Source organism: Mycobacterium sp. (assembly GCF_052145595.1).
Lineage (GTDB): Bacteria > Actinomycetota > Actinomycetes > Mycobacteriales > Mycobacteriaceae > Mycobacterium.
In genome coordinates this window covers 1-17,748 of sequence record NZ_JBKQOI010000277.1, presented here as the reverse complement: position 1 = coordinate 17,748, position 17,748 = coordinate 1, and the positions used below count along the sequence as shown (strand labels likewise).

Below are 17,748 nucleotides of genomic sequence, written 5' to 3'. Positions count from 1 at the left end.
GTATCGCCGGTGGCAAAGGTCGCGAAGGTCATCGAAGTCGTCACCCCGAAATTGCCCCCGCCGCCACCGCGGAGCGCCCAGAACAGATCCGGATGGTCATTGGCGGATGCGGTGACCACGTCACCGCCGGGGAGCACCACCGTGGCCGACTGCAGCGAGTCGCAGGTCAGGCCCGCATGCCGGGCATCGGGTCCCATCCCGCCGCCAAGCGTCAGTCCCGCGATGCCCACGGTCGGGCCGGTGCCGGTGGCAATCGCTCGGCCGGCGCCGGCCAATGCTTGGTGCACCGCATAAAGATTGGTCGCAGGTGTGACCGCGACGTTGCCGCCGCCGTCGACGTTCGCCCCGCCGGGAAGCCCGCGCAGGTCGAGCACCATCGTGCCGGTGGCGCTGGACGCGCCGACATACGAATGGCCACCGCTACGCGGGGCGATCTTGAGCCCGTTCGCCGCGGCGAACGAGACCGCCTTTTGCACATCGGATTGCGATGACACCGCGACCACCGCTGCCGGATTGGAGTTGTTGTAAAACGAATTGAAAACTTGTTTGCCCGTTGCGAATTGAGCGCCGTTGGCCGGCAACAACACGCTGCCGCCGATGGAGGAGGCCAACCCGCCCCAGCCGGCAGCGGGGTCCGCGGCTGCCCGCGCCGTGCCGAACACCGCTGAGGTCGCCAACATTCCGACGGTGCCGCGAAGAAACGTCTGGCGCGAGATGCCCTTCTCCATGGAAAGGTCGGACGGACGGCTGCGATTCGTCGTCATGGGCCGGATTCTTAAACATTTGGCACCCGAAAATCCGGCCTCTCGGCACGTGTCAGATCACAGTGTGGCTTCGATCCGTCCGAACCAGCGTGCGTCGATCGTCGTCCACTAACCGACGTCCGCGGCGTACGGCCCTTACGAAACACTTATTGCGCAAACCTTTATCTCACCGTGTTGTAAATGTGACAGTTATAGACCAGAGTTCCTACTGTGATTTGAGTGTCCCGAGTGCACTCAGAGACAGATGGGGAGGCTGGCATGAAGGCACTGGCGAAAGCTCAGCATTGGATCTGGCTGTTTCGTCACCAGCCCCTCACCATTCGCCTGCTGGCCACGGCCGCCGGCGTCATCACCGCAGCGGCGGCGTTCGCGGCGCCGGCCGAGGCAGACCCGGCCGACGACAACTTCATCGACGCGCTGAACCACGCCGGCATCGAATTCGGCGAACCAGGAAACGCGATGGCCGTGGGCCAGTCGATCTGCCCGATGCTCGCCCAGCCGGGCGGGAACTTCGCGGCTGCCGTGGCGGGCGTGTCCCACCGGGGTATGTCACCGCAGATGGCCAAGATGTTCGCCACCATTGCGATTCAGATGTACTGCCCGGAGGAGATGGCGAACATAACCAGCGGCAACCTGCATGGCCTGCCCCAGATCCCCGGCGTGCCAGGGCTCTAGCGGGTACCCAGCGGGTCGATGGTCGACGCGATATAGACCATCGCCGCCGCGACCGTCGCGGTGGTGACAAAGTCGATGCCCTTGCTGCGGACGACCAAAAGGCCGGCGCGCTCGTCGGACAACAGCAACCGCAGTATCGCCGCCACGCCGACTCCGATGCCGATCAGCAGCGAACCGCGACGCCAGAAGTTGGCCCCCGCCAACACGAAAGCCGTAGCGAAGATCAGGCCGATCAGCAAGATCGGCCACTGGGCTCGCAGCACGGTCCCGGCAAATCCTTGCCGATTGGCTCGCGTGGTCATTGCCGCTCGGCCAGCTCGACGACGTTGGTCAGTAGGAACGCCCGGGTAAGTGGGCCGACGCCACCGGGATTGGGCGAAACGTGGCCGGCCACTTCCCACACATCCGGATGGACATCGCCGACGAGCCCGTTCTCGGTGCGGCTGACGCCCACATCGACGACCGCGGCGCCGGGACGCACCATGTCGGCGGTCAGCAGGTGCGGGACGCCGACGGCGGCCACGACGATGTCGGCCTGTCTGGTCAGCGCGGGCAAGCCGCGAGTCCCGGTGTGGCACAACGTCACCGTGGCGTTCTCGGAACGGCGGGTCAGCAGCAGCCCCAGCGGACGGCCGACCGTCACTCCACGACCGATGATGACCACGTGCGCCCCGGCGATCTCGACGTCGTAGCGCCGCAGCAGGTGCACGATGCCGCGCGCGGTACACGGCAGCGGCGCCGGGGTGGACAGCACCAGCCGGCCCAGGTTGGTCGGGTGTAGCCCGTCGGCGTCCTTGGCCGGGTCGACGCGCTCCAGCGCCGCGTTCTCGTTCAGGTGCTTGGGTAGCGGCAACTGCACGATGTAACCGGTGCATTCGGGGTTGCCGTTCAATTCGTCGATGGTCTCGTCGAGCTCAGCAGTGCTGATGTCGGCGGGCAGATCGCGGCGGATCGACGTGATGCCGACCTTGGCGCAGTCCGCGTGCTTACCACGCACGTAGGCCTGCGACCCGGGATCGTCACCGACCAGGATGGTGCCCAGTCCGGGTGTGCGACCCGATGCGGTCAGTGCGGCGACCCGTTGCTTCAGGTCGACGAATATCTCGTCGCGGGTGGCCTTGCCGTCCAGCGTGATTGCGCCCACGCCTGACAGTCTGGCATGTCGAAGGCGGTGCCGATGGTCGGCGACCCGCAGCGCCCGGCAGGGACACTAAGCAGCCGCGCTTGCGATCGCCGATAGGCTCCTGGCATGGCCGCTGACCTGCACCCTCAGACAGAGCCCGTCCCCGACGTGTTCAGCCCGGCAAGGCTCGGTCCGATAACGCTGCGTAACCGCATTATCAAGGCCGCGACGTTCGAGGCGCGCACGCCCGACGCGCTGGTGACGGACGACCTGATCGAGTACCACCGGCAGCCGGCCGCCGGCGGGGTCGGCATGACAACCGTGGCCTATTGCGCCGTCTCCCCCGGCGGACGCACCGAGGGCAACGGACTCTGGATGCGCCCGGAGGCGGTGCCGGGGCTGCGCCGGCTCACCGACGCGATCCACGCCGAGGGCGCGGCGGTGAGCGCGCAGATCGGCCACGCCGGTCCGGTGGCCAATGCCAAGTCCAACAAGGCCACCGCCCTGGCGCCGGTGCGGTTCTTCAACCCGATCGGAATGCGGTTCGCCAAGAGGGCAACCCGCGACGACATCAACGACGTCATCGACGCGCACGTCAACGCCGCCCGGCTGGCCATCGAAGCCGGCTTCGACGCCGTCGAAATCCATTTGGGGCATAACTATTTGGCGAGTTCGTTTCTGTCGCCGCTGATCAACCGTCGTAACGACGAGTTCGGCGGATCGCTTGAGAACCGGGCCAAGATGGCCCGCGGCCTGGTGATGGCCGTTCGCCGCGCGGTGGATAACGAGGGGGCGCAGATCGCGGTAACCGCCAAGCTGAACATGGCCGACGGGGTTCGCGGCGGCATCACCACCGAAGAATCGCTGACCACCGCCAAATGGCTGCAGGACGACGGCGGGCTGGACGCCATCGAACTCACCGCGGGCAGCTCACTGGTCAACCCGATGTATCTGTTCCGCGGCGAGGCGCCGCTCAAGGAGTTCGCCGGTGCTTTCAAGCCGCCGCTGAGCTGGGGCATGCGCATGACGGGCACGAAATTCCTGCGCGAGTACCCCTACCGCGAGGCCTATCTTCTGCGCGACGCCAAGCTGTTCCGCACCGAGCTGACGATGCCGCTGATTCTGCTCGGCGGTATCACCAAGCGGGAAACGATGGACCTGGCGATGACGGAGGGATTCCAGTTCGTCGCGATGGCCCGGGCGCTGCTGGCGGAGCCGGATTTGATCAATCGGATCGCTGCCGACGGCGCCCGGCACAGCGTGCATTCGGCGTGCACACACTGCAATCGGTGCATGCCCACGATCTACAGCCGCACCCGGTGCGTCGTGACCGGGGCCCCCGACGTTCCCAGGTAACGGCGGTCCTACCAGCTACAGTTGTGGCAATGCGCGCACCAGCCCCGCCAGCGTTAACCGTTCGTCATGACGGGTCGGAGCGCACCTTCGCGGCGGGCCATGACGTGGTGGTCGGGCGCGATCTCCGGGCCGACATGCGCATCACGCACCCGCTGATTTCGCGCGCCCATCTGTTGCTGCGCTTCGACCAGGGCAGGTGGCTGGCGATCGACAACGGTTCGCTCAACGGGACTTTCGTCAACGGTCGGCGGGTGCCGGTGGTCGACATCCACGACGGGCAAAGCGTCAACATCGGAAACCCCGACGGACCACAGCTGACGTTCGAGGTCGGGCGCCACCAAGGGATGGCCGGGCGCCCACCTCGGACCGAGTCGATGGACATCCCCGTGATGGCTCCGCCGGCCGGAGGTGCGTGGCCGGCCGCGCAGGCATCGGGTCAACCAGGTCCTCCGGTCGCCGCCCCGCCCGGGCCTCCGGGGCGCCAGCCGAACTGGGCCTCGCCACAGGTGCGCCGACCACCTTCCGGCCCACCCCAGCCGCCGGGCCCGCCGGGGCAACCCGGGTACCCGCTCTCTGCCGGACGCCCGCCCGCGTATCCGGCCAGCGCGCCGCCACCCAATTTCCAGCCCCACCCGCAGATGTCCGGCGTGGGTGCCGTCGGGTCCGCGCAGGTGGCACCGCAAACGCAGATGTCGCCCGGCGCCGCCAAGCCGCCAGAGGTGGGGAACCTGGCGACGAAGATGTTCCAGGCGTTGTGGCCTTCTCGCTCCGGGGCGATGCAGAAGCCGGCCAGCGCGGTCACGATCGGCCGTTCCACCGACAACGACATCGTCATCCAGGACGTCCTGGCGTCACGCCATCACGCGTTTTTGACCGAGACACCGCTGGGCACCGAGATCCGCGACGCGCACAGCGTCAACGGGACCTTCGTCAACGGTGTCCGGGTCGGTTCCGCGGTGCTGACCGAGGGCGACGTGGTCACGATTGGCAACGTCGACCTGGTCTTCACCCGCGACACGCTGGTCCGCCGCACGGAAGCGGCGACGCGCACCGGCGGCCTGGAGGTGAACTCCGTCTGCTTCACCGTCGACCACGGAAAGCAACTGCTCGACCACATCTCGCTGACGGCCCGTCCGGGGACGCTGACCGCGATCATCGGTGGGTCCGGCGCAGGCAAGACCACGCTGTCGCGACTGATCGCCGGGTATACCAGCCCGAGCTCCGGCTCGGTGACGTTCGAGGGCCATAACATCCATACCGAGTACGCGTCGTTGCGCAGCAGGATCGGGATGGTCCCCCAGGACGACGTCGTGCACCGCCAGCTGACGGTCAACCAGGCACTGGGTTACGCGGCCGAATTGCGGTTGCCGCCCGACACGAGCAAGACCGACCGCGAAGAGGTCGTCGCTCAGGTACTCGAGGAACTCGAGCTGACCAAACACGCCGACACCCGGGTCGACAAGCTGTCCGGCGGACAGCGCAAACGTGCCTCGGTAGCCCTGGAACTGCTCACCGGACCCTCACTGCTGATCCTCGACGAGCCCACCACCGGCCTGGATCCGGCGCTGGACCGTCAGGTGATGATGATGCTGCGCCAGCTGGCCGACGCCGGCCGTGTGGTGCTGGTCGTCACGCACTCGGTGTCCTACCTCGACGTCTGCGATCAGCTCCTGTTGGTTGCGCCGGGCGGCAAAACTGCGTTTCTCGGCCCACCCAGCCAGATCGGTGCGGCGATGGGAACCACCAACTGGGCCGACATCTTCGCCAAGGTGGGCGCCGACCCAGACGAGGCCAATCGCCGCTTCCTCGCCGAAAACCGGCAGCCGCCGCCCGCCCCGTCCGACTCCAGCCCGGGCGACTTGGGCGAACCGGTGCACACCGACATATTCCGACAGTTCTCCACGGTCGCGCGCCGCCAGATACGGCTGGTGGTCTCCGACCGGGGCTACACGGTGTTCCTGGCGCTGCTGCCGTTCCTCATCGGCGTCCTTACCCTCACCGTGCGCGGCAAGACCGGATACGGCATCGGGGACCCGACGAGCAACTCACCCAACCAGCCCGACCAGATTCTGGTCATGCTCACCGTCGGCGCCGTATTCATGGGTACGGCGCTGACCATTCGCGACCTCGTCGGCGAGCGTCCCATCTTCCGGCGCGAGCAGGCCGTCGGGCTGTCCACCGCGGCCTACCTGGCCGCCAAGATCGCGGTCTTCAGCGCGTTCGCGATCGGGCAGGCGGCGATCGCAACCGGGATCTCGGTAATCGGCTGGGGCCAGCCGATCGCCAACGCCGTGGTCCTGGGCAATGTCAGCTTCGAACTGTTCGTCGACGTCGCCGCGTGTTGCGTGGCATCGGCAATGCTCGGAATGGCCCTGTCGGCGATCGCGCGCTCTCAGGACCAGATCATGCCGCTGCTGGTGGTCGCCATCATGTCGCAGCTGGTTTTTTGCGGCGGGTTGATCTGGGTAACCAACCGGCCGGTGCTCGACCAGTTGTCGTGGGGCACGCCGGCCCGGTGGGGCTACGCGGCTTCGGCGTCGACGATCGACACCCACCGCCTGGTGGTGGGCCCGACCGACCCGAAGGACCAGCACTTCGACCACAAGGCGAGCGCGTGGCTGTTCGACATGGGGATGCTGGCGTTGTTGTGCCTGGTCTACAGCGCCATCGTGTGGTGGAGGCTCCGGCTCAAGCGGCACTGACTTCAGCCGCGGCAATTCGTGTAAGGAATCGACTGAAGGACTTATGAATCAGCCCGCGCAGCCCGTGCTGACGGTCCGGTCTGACCGATCGCAAGGTAGCTTCGCGGCGGGCCGCGACGTGGTCGTCGGCAGTGACCTACGCGCCGACCTGCGCGTGGCGCACCCGCTGATCGCCAGGGCGCACCTGCTGCTGCGGTTCGATCGCGGCAGGTGGATCGCGGTCGACAACAATTCGCTGAACGGGGTCTTTCTCAACGGCCAGCGGGTGCCGACGGTCGACATCCAGGACGGCCAGACCCTCAACATCGGCAAGCCCGACGGACCGCGGATCACCTTCGAAGTCGGGCATCACCAGGGCATTGTCGGTCTGCTGCCGGGGACGGAGACAATCCCGACAATAGTGCCGCCGCCGAGCGGCCCGCCGCCCGGCGGCCCGCCGGGCTCTTCGACGGGCAGCTTCCGAAACCGGCTGTCGCGACCGCAGCCCGCCCCACCCCGGCAACCTCCGCCACCCGCCCAGGTCCCGCCGCGGGTATCTCGGCCCAGCGACCCGCAGCGCACCACCGCCGTCCCGACGGAGCCTCCATCGGAGCTCAATCCGCCCACCGAGATGGGCCCGAGCGGCGAGGTGGCGCAGTTCCCGACCACCAGGGTCAAAGCCCTGGGTCCCGAATCCGATCTCCAGCCGCCGGCCACCGGCACCGCCTGGATCGGTCGCTCGCTCGACAACGACATCGTCATCCACGATGTGTTGGCGTCGCGGCATCACGCGTTCTTGACTCCGACGGCGATCGGCACCGAGATCCGCGACGCGCACAGCATCAACGGGACCTTCGTCAACGGCATCAGGGTCGGATCCGCGGTGCTTTCCGAGGGCGACGTCGTCACCATCGGCAACGTCGACCTGGTGTTCACCGGCGGCACTCTGGTTCGCGGCCAGGAAGTGGCGACGCGCACCGGCGGCCTGGAGGTGCGCGAGGTCGACTTCAGCGTCAACGGGAAGAACCTGCTGGAGAGGGTCTCGATGACCGCCAGGCCCGGCACGCTCACCGCCATCATCGGCGGGTCCGGCGCCGGCAAGACCACGCTGTCGCGCCTGATCGCCGGATACGCCACCCCCACCTCGGGCTCGGTCACCTTCGAGGGCCACAACATCCACACCCAGTACGCGTCGCTGCGCACCAGGATCGGGATGGTCCCCCAGGATGACGTCGTGCATCGCCAGCTGACCGTCAACCAGGCGCTCGGCTACGCGGCCGAACTCCGGCTGCCTCCCGACACCAGCAAAGCCGACCGGGAACAGGTCGTCGCCCAGGTGCTCGATGAACTGGGGCTGACCCAGCACGCGGACACCCGGGTCGACAAGCTTTCCGGCGGCCAGCGCAAACGCGCGTCGGTGGCGCTCGAGCTGCTGACCGGGCCGTCGCTGCTGATCCTCGACGAACCGACCTCCGGCCTGGACCCGGCGCTGGACCTGCAGGTCATGACGATGCTGCGGCAACTGGCCGACGCGGGCCGGGTAGTGCTGGTGGTCACCCACTCGCTGACCTACCTCGACGTCTGCGACCAGGTGCTGCTGATGGCACCCGGCGGGAAGACGGCCTTTTTGGGAGCACCCGGCCAGATCGGCGACACCATGGGGACCACCAACTGGGCCCAGATTTTCGCCAAGGTGGGCGCCGATCCCGACGAGGCCAACCGCCGCTTTCTGGCCCGGAACAAACCCCCGCCACCCACTCAGGCGGCGCCGGCCGATCTCAGCGCCCCGGCACACGTCAGCATGCGCCACCAGTTCTCTACCATCGCCCGGCGCCAGGTCCGGTTGGTCGTCTCGGACCGCGCCTACTTCGCATTCCTGGCGCTGTTGCCCTTCATCCTGGGAGCGCTGTCGCTCACCGTTCCCGGCAACATCGGGTTCGGCGTTGCCGAGCCGACCAGCGGGACGCCCGACGAGGCCGCGCAGATCTTGACCCTGATGTCCATCGCCGCCGTCTTCATGGGGACCGCGTTGACGGTTCGCGACCTCATCGGCGAGCGCGCCATCTTCCGCCGCGAACAGGCGGTGGGCCTGGCGACGGGGGCGTACCTGGGCGCCAAGCTGACGGTGTTCTGCGTTTTCGCGACAGTCCAGGCGGCGGTCGCCACAGGCATCGTGCTGGTGGGCAAGGGCGCACCCACTCAGTCGGCGGTGCTGCTCGGTCCCTCTAAATTCGCAGCCAGCCTCGAGCTGTTCGTCACCGTCGCCGCGACGTGCGTGGCCTCGGCGATCCTTGGGCTGGTCTTGTCGTCGATCGCGCGGTCCAACGAGCAGATCATGCCGCTGCTGGTGGTGTCGCTCATGCTGCAGCTGGTGCTCGCCGGCGGCTTGGTCCCGGTGACCGACCGCATCTTCCTCGACCAACTGTCCTGGGTGATGCCCTCGCGCTGGGGCTACGCGGCGTCGGCGTCCACGGTCAACCTGCGGGCGCTGGTGCCCGGTTCGTTCATCCCCAAGGACAGCCACTGGTCGCACAGCCGCGGCGCGTGGCTGCTCGACATGGGGATGCTTGCCGCGCTGTCGGTGATCTATTCCGCGATCGTGCGGTGGCGCCTCCGGCTCAAACGCTGACCCGGCTCGTTCGGCTCGGCGTCCGGGCCCCCATCTAAGCAAAGCCCGTGAGCCAGCGCGAAGGCCACGGCCTGGCCCACGTCGACGCGGGCACCGGACAGCGCGGCGGTCGTCCACAATGACGGGTCCACGGTCGCGCCGCGCAGATCGGCGTCATCCAGCCGGGTGCCGGTGGTCCGTGCGCCACTGAGGTCGGCGCCGCGCAACACGACCTTGCGCAGGTCGGTCTCCACCAGGCTGGTCTCCCTCAACCGGCAGCCACCCAGATCGACGCCCCGAAGGTCGTTTCCGCCGAGCACCGCCAGCGTGAAATCCACCTCGTCGAACGTCATCGGCCGCATTCGGCATTGCACAAAGACCGAGCCCAGCAGGCTGCACTGCGCAAAGGTGCTGTGCCACAGCAACGTTCGCTCAAAGGCGCAGTTGCGAAACGCAGATCCGCGGTGTTGGGACTCGGCCAGGTTGACGCCGCTGAAATTGCATTCGTTGAACACGACCCGTTCGGTGCGCAGCCGGCTCAGGTCTTCGTCGCGAAAATCCCTGCCGGAAAACTCACAATCGACCCACTCCAAAGCGGATCAGCTCGCGGCCAGGGTTTCCAGTGCGTATTCGCTGACGGCGATCAGCGCGTCGGTCGCCGATCTGCGATCCCTGGCGTCGACCGTGATCACCGGAATGTGCGCAGGCAGGGTCAACGCTTCGCGCACCTCGTGCACGGGATAGCGTGGCGCACCGTCGAACTCGTTCACCGCGATGAGAAACGGCAGGTTGCGATGCTCGAAGAAGTCGACCGCGGCAAAGCTGTCCTGCAGGCGCCGGCAGTCGACCAGGACGATCGCGCCGATGGCGCCGCGTACCAGGTCGTCCCACATGAACCAGAACCGGCGCTGACCCGGAGTACCGAACAGGTAGAGCACCAACTCCTCGTCCAGCGTGATCCGGCCGAAGTCCATCGCGACCGTGGTGGTCCGCTTGTCCGGGGTGGCCTCGAGCATGTCGACGCCGGTCGACGCGTCGGTCAGCATCGCCTCGGTGCGCAGCGGCATGATTTCCGAGACCGCCCCGACGAATGTGGTCTTGCCGACGCCGAACCCGCCCGCGATGACGATCTTCGTCGAAGCGTGGGCTCCGCCGTCACGGTGCGCCTCAGAGTGCCTTAAGGCCACGCAGGGTCCTTCCGATAAGTTCGTGGCGCTCGTCGCGCGTGGAACGCTCCGTCAACGTCCTATGCACCCGAAGGTAGCCGGACAGCACCAGATCGCCGACTAGGACGCGCGCGACACCAACCGGTAAATCCAGCCGGGCCGAGATTTCCGCGACAGATGGGCTGCTCACGCACAGTTGGATGATCTTGCCTCTCGCGTCGTTGGGTGGCCACCGGTGAGCCAGGGCCGCCTGCAACGTCTGTATCGGCGCTTCCAGGGGAAGGTCGACGCCGGTGTCGGTCCGCCCGGACGTCAGGGTGTACGGGCGGACCAGGTTCCCCTCACGCGAGGGCGGCCAGGGCTCGGGTTTTTCCATCGCGGCTCACGAGCGCTGGTGCGCGGCGGGCCGGCGGGTGGACTGCACCACGCCGCCCACCCGTTCGACGAGGATGGCCATCTCGTAGCCGATCTGACCGATATCGCACGACGTCGCGGCCAGCGTGGCCAGCTGCGAGCCATCGCCGACCCGCATCAACAGCAGGTACCCGTTTTGCATCTCGACCACCGACTGCAGCACCTGGCCACCCTCGAACAGCTGCGCCGCGCCGGTAGCGAGGCTGGCCAGCCCGGAGGCGACGGCCGCCAACTGATCGGCTCGTTCGCGCGGGAGATGCTCGCTGGCGGCCACGGGCAGCCCGTCGACGGATACCAGCAGCGCATGCGCGACCCCGGGGACCTCGCGGGCGAACTTCGTCACCAGCCAGTCCAGCGATTTGCCAGGTGACGTCATTGCTGATCAGATCCTTCACTCGTGTCGCGGGCATGCGACCGCCCGGTGCGCACGCCACCGAAGTGGCTGCTGAAGGAGGCGCGAACCGCCTCGGGGTCGCGCACCGCGGCCGCGTGCTGCGGCTGCCGGTCGGAATGGAATCCGCCCTTGAATCCGACCAGGGTTCCTTCGTGCTCGTCGGGCTGATCCTGCTCGGCAAGGCTTGTCCCGTTGGCCGCGCCGGGCACCAGCCGGGCGCCGGGCGTGCGGACCGGCAGCCCGTGCTCGGCGGTGTGCGACTCGACGGGCGTGTCCTCGGCCGCGGCGGCCAGCGACCAGCCACGGTCCCACACCGACTGCCAATCCAGGTCGGGGCTGTTGACCAGGTCGTGCGGATCGCCCAGCATCTCCGACAGCATCCGCCGGTAGATCACGTCGTCATCGTCCGGAGCGGTCGGGTCGGGCGGGATGGCCGGAATCGATGCGATTGATGCGCCGGCGGGTTGGCTCGCGGGCTCGTCCGCCGGGGTTTGGGTCCGACCGCCTTGCGACCGCGCGGCGAAGAACGCCGACGTGTCCGATACCGCTGCGGCCGGGGTTTGGGCCGGCGGTTGTTGCGGCTCTGGCGCGGGTTCGGGCGGTTGCCCGCCCTCCCACCAGGGAGTGGCGAGCTCACGCCGGTGCGGCCGCTCGACGGGCGCGGCCGGAACTTCGGTGATGCCGCTGGAACCCGGATCGCGGCGCGGCAGCAACGTCACCGACGGCCCGGGGTTTTGCGCACCGTTCTGGTTCGCCGATGCGCGCACGGCAGCGTCCGGCGCGGCGAGCGCGCTGGCGAGTTTGGCACTGGGCGACGACACCGCCCGTCCCCGGCCGCCCGACGGGTCTGCCACCCGAATCATGGCCGAGCCCTCGATCACGTCCGGCGGCAGGTATATCTCGGCGGTCGTCCCGGAGCCCGCTTCGTCGGCCGCCGGGCCGCGCAGTCCGACCCGGATGCCGTGCCGCGCGGCGATCCGGCCGACCACGAAGAGACCCATGTGGCGCGCATTATCGGGGGTCACCTCGCCGCCGGCCTGAAGCCGCATGTTGGCCATGCGCCGATCGGTGTCGTTCATGCCCAGCCCCAGGTCGGAGATGCGCAGCAAGACCCCTCCGTCGCCGCCACGCGCCGCCGTTACCCGGACGCGCGTCGTCGGCGGCGAGTAGCGCAGGGCGTTGTCGATCAGTTCGGCGAACAGGTGAATAGCACCGCCCGCCGCCGCGCCGATCAGCGTGCAATCGGGCAGCCCGAGGATCTCGACCCGGCGGTAATCCTCGACCTCGGACACAGCGGCGTTGATCACCGTCGACAGCGGCACCGGCTCGCGCTGGTCCCGCGCGAGCTGCGCGCCCGCCAGTACCAGCAGGTTGGCGCTGTTGCGGCGCAGCCGGGCCGCCAGGTGATCCAGCCGGAACAGGTTGTCGAGGCGTTCGGGATCCTGCTCGTTGCGCTCCAGCCGGTCGATGAGCGCCAGCTGCTGGTCGACCAACGAACGGCTGCGCCGCGACATGGTCTCGAACATGTCGTTGACCAGCAATCGCAGCCGTGCCTCATCGCCGGCCAGCAGCAGGGCCTGCGCGTGCAGCTCGTCGACCGCATGGGCGACCTGGCCGATTTCCTCGGTGGTGTACACCGGCAGCGGCTGCGGGATCGGTTCGGCGCCACCGGCTTTGACCCGGGCCACCTCCTCCTCGAGGTCGGTATGGGCGACTTTGAGCGCGCCGTCGCGCAGCAGCCGCAGCGGCCGCACGAGGGCGCGCGCCACCAGCAAGACGATGACCAGCGCGATCACAATGGCCGCCAGCACCAGGACGGTGTCGACGATCGCGGCATTGCGCCGATCGTTGGCCTCGGCATGCACCGACTTCGTCACCGACGCCGTGGCGTCGTTGACTACCTGTTCGGCGATCACGTCCGTGGTCTGTATCGAGCCCAGCAGATCGGGATTGTCGACGAGCACACTGGTCGGATCGGACATGATCGCCATCCGGGTCACCATTTGCTGCTGCAGGGTCTTGGCTTCGGGCGACCCGGCGCCGAGCACTTCGCTCATCCCGAACAACGTCGACGGTTCGGTGCCCGCCAGGGTGATCATCGAGGTCCGCAGTTGCGGTTCGGGAAGGTCGGCACCCCGGGTCACCAGGATTTCCTGCATCGTCATCTGCCCGCGGGCGCCGACCGCTCGGCTCAAGCCCTGAGCCTCGGCGCGGATCCGCTCATTATCGCCGCGCACCGATGCGTTGATGACGTCCTCGGCCGTCAGCAGGATCGGAGCGTAGGTGGTCACCCGGTCCCGCAAACCGATGCTGTCGTCCGCGACCTTGTCCAGCAGTCCCTGACCACCGTTCAGCAGGGTGCTCACTCCCGATCGAACGTCGGGGGTGACGTCGGTGTCCGACAGCCGCGTCTGCAGCTCGTACCTGCGCGCCTCGTAGTTTTTCTTCGCCCCCTCGACATCGCGTCCGGTGGAGCTCGCCAGCAATGCGACATCCAATGCCGACATGTATTTGGTGATCGCCGGAAGGACGTCGGCGCGGGCGGCGGCCAGCTCGAGTCCGCTGGAGTTGGCCATCGCGCCCTTGACACGTAATCCACCGAAAATCGTGGCCAAAATCAGTGGTACCAGCACAATCGCCAAGACCTTGTAGCGGACCGGCCAGTTGCTCAGCGACCAGGTCGGCGGGCGTCTTGCCAGTCGCGGCTCGGCGGCGGGGACATCCGGGAACTCGGGAGCAGCCGCCTCAACCGGGTTGGCCGGGCGGGTGAAGATGGTCACGTGCTCGCGGCCGCGCGACCGGCCGCCGCGCTGATGGTCAGCGCTCGGTGAAACGAGTGTCTCATGAAACTTCCTGCTTTATTCGCAACGGCCCCGCGCAGATGGGCGCGAGCGATAAACGCCTGGCAATCCGACGAGTATGACAGCCCGCGGCCCAGGTCTCCACAATTCTTACTGAGTAGGCAGAGCCCTCCAAGCCTGTGGCGCACGCCGGTGCGCAAGTCTGGCAAACGCGACGCACACTGTGTTTGCCATGATCGGCAGATGTTCCGGCTGTTGTTCTACACCTCGAATATCAGGATTTCCAGAACATACGATGAGAGGATCACCCCCGTGCCCGTAGTCAACACAGCGGAATGGCTGATGGCCATTGACGCCCACCCGGAGACCGTAGACACCGATCTTGTGGTGGCGACGGCACTGGCCAACGGGGACGCCGAGGTCGAGGGCATCGACCCCGATGCCGTCACTGACTCGGTGGAGGAGTTGATCGCTCTGGGGTTCCTGGAGTCGGTTCTGGCTGCCGATCATCCGGAGGGTGAGGAGCACGTTCTAGAGCTGCGCTTCCCTCTTGTTCGGTAAGTTCGTCAGGCGCGTACGAGTACGACCCGGTGAGTCCGGATGCCTTCGCGGAGCTGCGGTATCGGAAGCGAAGCTCGGCTCTAACCTGGGCGCCAAGCGCGTCCCGCGTTCTCTTTTCCTCAGGCCGCAACTGGTGGATGGTCACCCTCGGACTAATCTCGGAGAGACGCCGACCCGAGGGGTCAGCCTCTTCCCACACGACTTGCTCTGCGGCTGTGATCATCTGCTTCACCACGGACTGCCAAGCTTCCAACTTCTCCCGGACCTCATCGGTGCCGAACGATGCCATGAGTGCTGCGGCATCTGCTTGCACTTCGAGGGACGGCAACGGAGTTTCGGGAGGCTCGCCTGACTGCATCACCGGATAGATCATCTGCGCCCACACCCCCACCCGCTCGGCCATCTTGAGAAGCTCCAGGTAGGCGCTCTCCAGCCGCTCCTGTTCCCTGGCTTCCCGTGCTTGTAATCGGTCGTGGCCCAACTGTTCTCGGAGGGTCTCCAGAGCCTGGTCCCGGCTTTGCTTCCCGGTGAACCATGTACCCAAGATGCCGGCTACCCCGACAGCCCCGGTTGCAACGGGGGCGACCCACTCCCATGCCATAAGGCGATTATGGCTAAGGCCCCCCGCTTAGGCGGGGGGTCTCTGTCTTGGCGGGACTGGGTCCGATATGTGGTGCTGCCTCATGCGGATGATCCGCTTCTGGGGCCTGGGCCGTTTCCTGGGGTCACGGGGAACCCGTATCACGTCGACCACAAAAACAGGCCCCTCGGATCCACGGAGAGGGAGTTTCAGGACCTGCCTGGTGTGGTTGTACGGGCGGGACTGCCGATCCTGTTGCCTCACTTGACGACCCGCAGACTCGGCCCCCTGGCGGACAGCTCCAGAGCCTGCCGATACCACTCCGCTACCGATAGCCCTGCTGCGTTCATCACGGGGAGGGCTCGGTCCTGTCCGACCATCGCCGAGACCACTCGGAGATGTTCCCGGAGGTCGTCTGGGTCCGAGGAGGGAGCGAAGCTCCTGACTGACTCGGGGAGCCGTTTAGCCAGAGCCTCCGGGCTCTGGTCCCCGAGGGCCTGGGAACGGCGCCGTGGCCTAGCCACGCGAGGACCCTGCTGGCCGCTGGTGCTCGGGTTCGATCCGAGCGAGCCGTTCCCTGAAGATGTCCGCGAGCGTCTGACCCTGCTGTTCTAACACCTTGGGCGCCTTGTCTTTCCGTATGAGAACCCTACCCACGATGACCCCAGCGGGCTCGGGCTCCCATACGGCCTATCTGGCTCTTGGTGAGGGGTCCGCTGGCCTCGTCCTCGTCGGGGAGCATCAGAGACTTAATCAGGGTGTTGAGCAGCGCCCGATACTGGCGCAGCTCGGCTATCTCCGGGATGCTGACGGGCTGCCCTTGGCTGCCCCTCACCCGGAGGTCCTGGGCCTCGTCCACGAGCTTCTGTAGACGGTCCACGACGTCCGCCGTACGGCAGGAGTTCTCTAGGACGACCACCTTCTCCGGGGCGTCCTCGAAGTCATACGCGGTCTGCAGAGACCGCCAGAGCCGCTTGCCTGCGGCCCGTAGCCCATTCGGGGGCCTCGGTATGCGGGGCTTGGCCCCATCGATCGGTGTTAGTTCCATGTGCTGATCCGTTCTGGTGTTTGTTCTGGTCAGGGCTGGGCGCCGTGGGCGACCACCCCGCCTGGCCTGTGGGTTTGTTTTGTACTGCTCGGTCAAAATCTGGGGATATGCCCTGGGCACACGGGCTGACGCATTACCGTTCGGTCGCCAAGGGGGTGGGAAGGGGGTCCCCCCTGGGCGTGGCGACAATCGCTGATTCGCTGCTGCCGCCGGGGCCACTTGTCCTACGCTCGGGCCGGACAGTCTGATCCACCAAGGGGGCAAAAATGACCGCATCATCGAATCCGCAACCGGGCTGGTATCCCGACCCGTCGAATCCCGGGAAACAGATCTACTGGGACGGCGCGAGATGGGGCGAACCGGTACGTGTGCCAAATGACTCCGGTAAGGGCAAGAAAACCGCAGTTGCGACTGGCGTCTGCGTGCTTGTTGTCATCGGCCTTGTGATGTCGATGCAATCGGTCAGCCTCATAACCGGTTCAGGTCCGGTGTGGACCGGTGTCGGAGTCGTAGCAGCAGGCACGGCGGCCGCCTTCTTCTTGGGCGCTCCCACTTGGGTTCGCGCCGTCGCTGCTGTGCTTTTGGCACTTTCTCTCGCGAACGCCTTTTACATCGAGAATCAACTTTCACACAAACGCCAGGAGCTGACGCACATGTCCAATAGGTAGGTCTTTGGGGGTTCCGGGGTACTTGACGGTGCTGGGAGGTCCGGCGCTAAAGCACTCTGGCCGACATGACGGCCCGTAGTTGGATGTCTCCGGCAGGTGCTACCGTCCCGACCGCAAGGCATGCTTCGATGCACGCGAAGAGAGCAGGGGAGGGTCCATTTATGACTGCACCGGGCTGGTTTCCTGATCCATCTGATCCAAGCCGCCAACGCTATTTCGACGGCAGAGCGTGGACGGAAAACTACGCACCATTTGGCCCACCGGCACAAGCCGTTGGCCAACCCTCGAAGACAGGCATGTCCTCAGGACTGAAGATCGGCCTCGGAGTAGGGGCGGTAATTTTGGCGCTGATCGTTCTCGGCTCCATCGGCAACAGCGGCAAAAACTCATCCACGTCTTCCAATACCGGTTCCATGGCCAGCACTGCAGGTGTCGCCCCGACGACCACTAAGAGTGGCTTCACACCCGCCCAGGACAACGCAATCGCGAAGGCCGAGAGCTACCTGAATACCAGCGCATTCTCCAAGAAAGGGCTGATCGAGCAACTGGTATACAACAAGTTCAGCCAAGCAGACGCCACGTTCGCGGTCGAGCACATCGAGGCCAGTGGCGGCGTGGACTGGAATGAGCAGGCGGTCAAGAAGGCCAGAAGCTACCTAAGCACCAGCTCGTTTTCCCTTCAGGGCCTAATCGAACAACTGGAATACAACGGTTTCACGCCGAGTCAGGCTCAGTACGGTGCCAACGCGGCCTACGGAGGCTGAACTCAGATCTACTGCCGAGGGGACTAGCAAGGATTGAGCAGCTTGTGATAGTAGGAGACGCTCTGCCGGTGAGGCTGTGAACAAGGGGATTACCCCTACTTCACAGTGAACTAGGAGGGGTCGGTCGGACGGTACGCCCCCTTTA

The 17,748-nt window shown here is 66.6% G+C and carries 16 protein-coding genes and 1 pseudogene; 8 read left to right on the top strand and 9 right to left on the bottom strand.

The genetic code is table 11. The features are described 5' to 3' along the window. On the bottom strand, window positions 1–728 hold a 728-nt coding region (locus ACLP4W_RS23975; RefSeq protein ID WP_442389887.1), incomplete at its 3' end, for an FAD-binding oxidoreductase. A gap of 294 nt (window positions 729–1,022) precedes the next feature. On the opposite strand from ACLP4W_RS23975, the gene ACLP4W_RS23970 reads away from it, so the two are divergent. Then, entirely contained in the window at window positions 1,023–1,439 is a 417-nt protein-coding gene (locus ACLP4W_RS23970) for a DUF732 domain-containing protein (RefSeq protein ID WP_442389884.1), read from the top strand. On the opposite strand, the gene ACLP4W_RS23965 is transcribed toward ACLP4W_RS23970, so the two are convergent. Continuing rightward, on the bottom strand, window positions 1,436–1,741 hold the full coding sequence (locus tag ACLP4W_RS23965; protein WP_442389883.1) for a DUF3017 domain-containing protein: 306 nt from the start codon (window positions 1,739–1,741) through the stop codon (window positions 1,436–1,438). The genes ACLP4W_RS23970 and ACLP4W_RS23965 overlap by 4 nt on opposite strands. Then, entirely contained in the window at window positions 1,738–2,583 is an 846-nt protein-coding gene (locus tag ACLP4W_RS23960; protein WP_442389882.1) for a bifunctional methylenetetrahydrofolate dehydrogenase/methenyltetrahydrofolate cyclohydrolase, read from the bottom strand. Before ACLP4W_RS23960 ends, ACLP4W_RS23965 begins: the two co-directional genes overlap by 4 nt. Window positions 2,584–2,688: 105 nt before the next feature. Between ACLP4W_RS23960 and ACLP4W_RS23955 the strand changes: the two genes are divergently transcribed. From ACLP4W_RS23955 to ACLP4W_RS23940, 4 genes and pseudogenes are all read left to right on the top strand, one after another. Continuing rightward, entirely contained in the window at window positions 2,689–3,918 is a 1,230-nt protein-coding gene (locus ACLP4W_RS23955; RefSeq protein WP_442389881.1) for an NADH:flavin oxidoreductase, read from the top strand. A gap of 29 nt (window positions 3,919–3,947) precedes the next feature. Beyond that, window positions 3,948–6,620, top strand: a complete 2,673-nt coding sequence (locus ACLP4W_RS23950) for an FHA domain-containing protein (RefSeq protein ID WP_442389880.1) — start codon at window positions 3,948–3,950, stop codon at window positions 6,618–6,620. A gap of 43 nt (window positions 6,621–6,663) precedes the next feature. Beyond that, window positions 6,664–7,002 (top strand): annotated as a pseudogene (locus ACLP4W_RS23945) (FHA domain-containing protein); the annotation flags it as partial. 228 nt (window positions 7,003–7,230) lie between these two features. After that, on the top strand, window positions 7,231–9,228 hold the full coding sequence (locus tag ACLP4W_RS23940) for an ATP-binding cassette domain-containing protein (protein ID WP_442389886.1): 1,998 nt from the start codon (window positions 7,231–7,233) through the stop codon (window positions 9,226–9,228). Here ACLP4W_RS23940 and ACLP4W_RS23935 read toward each other — a convergent pair. From ACLP4W_RS23935 to ACLP4W_RS23915, 5 genes are read right to left on the bottom strand one after another with little or no spacing between them, the layout of a single operon-like run. Beyond that, window positions 9,186–9,800: a pentapeptide repeat-containing protein gene (locus tag ACLP4W_RS23935; protein WP_442389879.1), complete on the bottom strand. Its 615-nt coding sequence runs from the start codon at window positions 9,798–9,800 to the stop codon at window positions 9,186–9,188. The genes ACLP4W_RS23940 and ACLP4W_RS23935 overlap by 43 nt on opposite strands. Window positions 9,801–9,806: 6 nt before the next feature. Further along, window positions 9,807–10,394 (bottom strand): GTP-binding protein, encoded by a 588-nt coding sequence (locus ACLP4W_RS23930; protein WP_442389878.1) that lies wholly within the window; start codon window positions 10,392–10,394, stop codon window positions 9,807–9,809. Beyond that, window positions 10,375–10,749: a DUF742 domain-containing protein gene (locus ACLP4W_RS23925; protein WP_442389877.1), complete on the bottom strand. Its 375-nt coding sequence runs from the start codon at window positions 10,747–10,749 to the stop codon at window positions 10,375–10,377. Before ACLP4W_RS23925 ends, ACLP4W_RS23930 begins: the two co-directional genes overlap by 20 nt. A 6-nt stretch (window positions 10,750–10,755) precedes the next feature. Then, complete coding sequence (locus ACLP4W_RS23920; RefSeq protein WP_442389876.1) at window positions 10,756–11,163, bottom strand: serine protease inhibitor; 408 nt, start codon at window positions 11,161–11,163, stop codon at window positions 10,756–10,758. After that, a complete protein-coding gene (locus tag ACLP4W_RS23915) occupies window positions 11,160–13,955 on the bottom strand; it encodes an ATP-binding protein (RefSeq protein WP_442389885.1) in 2,796 nt (931 codons plus the stop codon). The genes ACLP4W_RS23920 and ACLP4W_RS23915 overlap by 4 nt, the downstream gene beginning before the upstream one ends. Before the next feature lie 339 nt (window positions 13,956–14,294). Here ACLP4W_RS23915 and ACLP4W_RS23910 point away from each other — a divergent pair, with 339 nt between their 5' ends. Next, window positions 14,295–14,543 (top strand): hypothetical protein, encoded by a 249-nt coding sequence (locus ACLP4W_RS23910; protein WP_442389875.1) that lies wholly within the window; start codon window positions 14,295–14,297, stop codon window positions 14,541–14,543. A 1,229-nt stretch (window positions 14,544–15,772) separates the two neighbouring features. On the opposite strand, the gene ACLP4W_RS23905 is transcribed toward ACLP4W_RS23910, so the two are convergent. Further along, window positions 15,773–16,003 carry a hypothetical protein gene (locus ACLP4W_RS23905; RefSeq protein WP_442389874.1) on the bottom strand — a complete coding sequence of 77 codons (231 nt, stop codon included), beginning with the start codon at window positions 16,001–16,003 and terminating at the stop codon, window positions 15,773–15,775. A gap of 434 nt (window positions 16,004–16,437) precedes the next feature. Here ACLP4W_RS23905 and ACLP4W_RS23900 point away from each other — a divergent pair, with 434 nt between their 5' ends. Next, window positions 16,438–16,839: a DUF2510 domain-containing protein gene (locus ACLP4W_RS23900; protein WP_442389873.1), complete on the top strand. Its 402-nt coding sequence runs from the start codon at window positions 16,438–16,440 to the stop codon at window positions 16,837–16,839. A gap of 161 nt (window positions 16,840–17,000) precedes the next feature. Beyond that, the gene (locus ACLP4W_RS23895) at window positions 17,001–17,603 is read left to right on the top strand and encodes an Ltp family lipoprotein (RefSeq protein ID WP_442389872.1); all 603 of its coding nucleotides are present in this window, start codon (window positions 17,001–17,003) and stop codon (window positions 17,601–17,603) included. The last annotated feature ends 145 nt before the right edge of the window (window positions 17,604–17,748 follow it).

Excerpts from the sequence above, each read along its gene's own strand:
- ACLP4W_RS23955 (WP_442389881.1), top strand. The coding sequence starts at position 2,689 with ATGGCCGCTGACCTGCACCCTCAGACAGAGCCCGTCCCCGACGTGTTC.
- ACLP4W_RS23950 (WP_442389880.1), top strand. The coding sequence starts at position 3,948 with ATGCGCGCACCAGCCCCGCCAGCGTTAACCGTTCGTCATGACGGGTCG.
- ACLP4W_RS23925 (WP_442389877.1), bottom strand. The coding sequence starts at position 10,749 with ATGGAAAAACCCGAGCCCTGGCCGCCCTCGCGTGAGGGGAACCTGGTC.
- ACLP4W_RS23900 (WP_442389873.1), top strand. The coding sequence starts at position 16,438 with ATGACCGCATCATCGAATCCGCAACCGGGCTGGTATCCCGACCCGTCG.
- ACLP4W_RS23920 (WP_442389876.1), bottom strand. The coding sequence starts at position 11,163 with ATGACGTCACCTGGCAAATCGCTGGACTGGCTGGTGACGAAGTTCGCC.
- ACLP4W_RS23965 (WP_442389883.1), bottom strand. The coding sequence starts at position 1,741 with ATGACCACGCGAGCCAATCGGCAAGGATTTGCCGGGACCGTGCTGCGA.
- ACLP4W_RS23940 (WP_442389886.1), top strand. The coding sequence starts at position 7,231 with ATGGGCCCGAGCGGCGAGGTGGCGCAGTTCCCGACCACCAGGGTCAAA.
- ACLP4W_RS23970 (WP_442389884.1), top strand. The coding sequence starts at position 1,023 with ATGAAGGCACTGGCGAAAGCTCAGCATTGGATCTGGCTGTTTCGTCAC.
- ACLP4W_RS23895 (WP_442389872.1), top strand. The coding sequence starts at position 17,001 with ATGACTGCACCGGGCTGGTTTCCTGATCCATCTGATCCAAGCCGCCAA.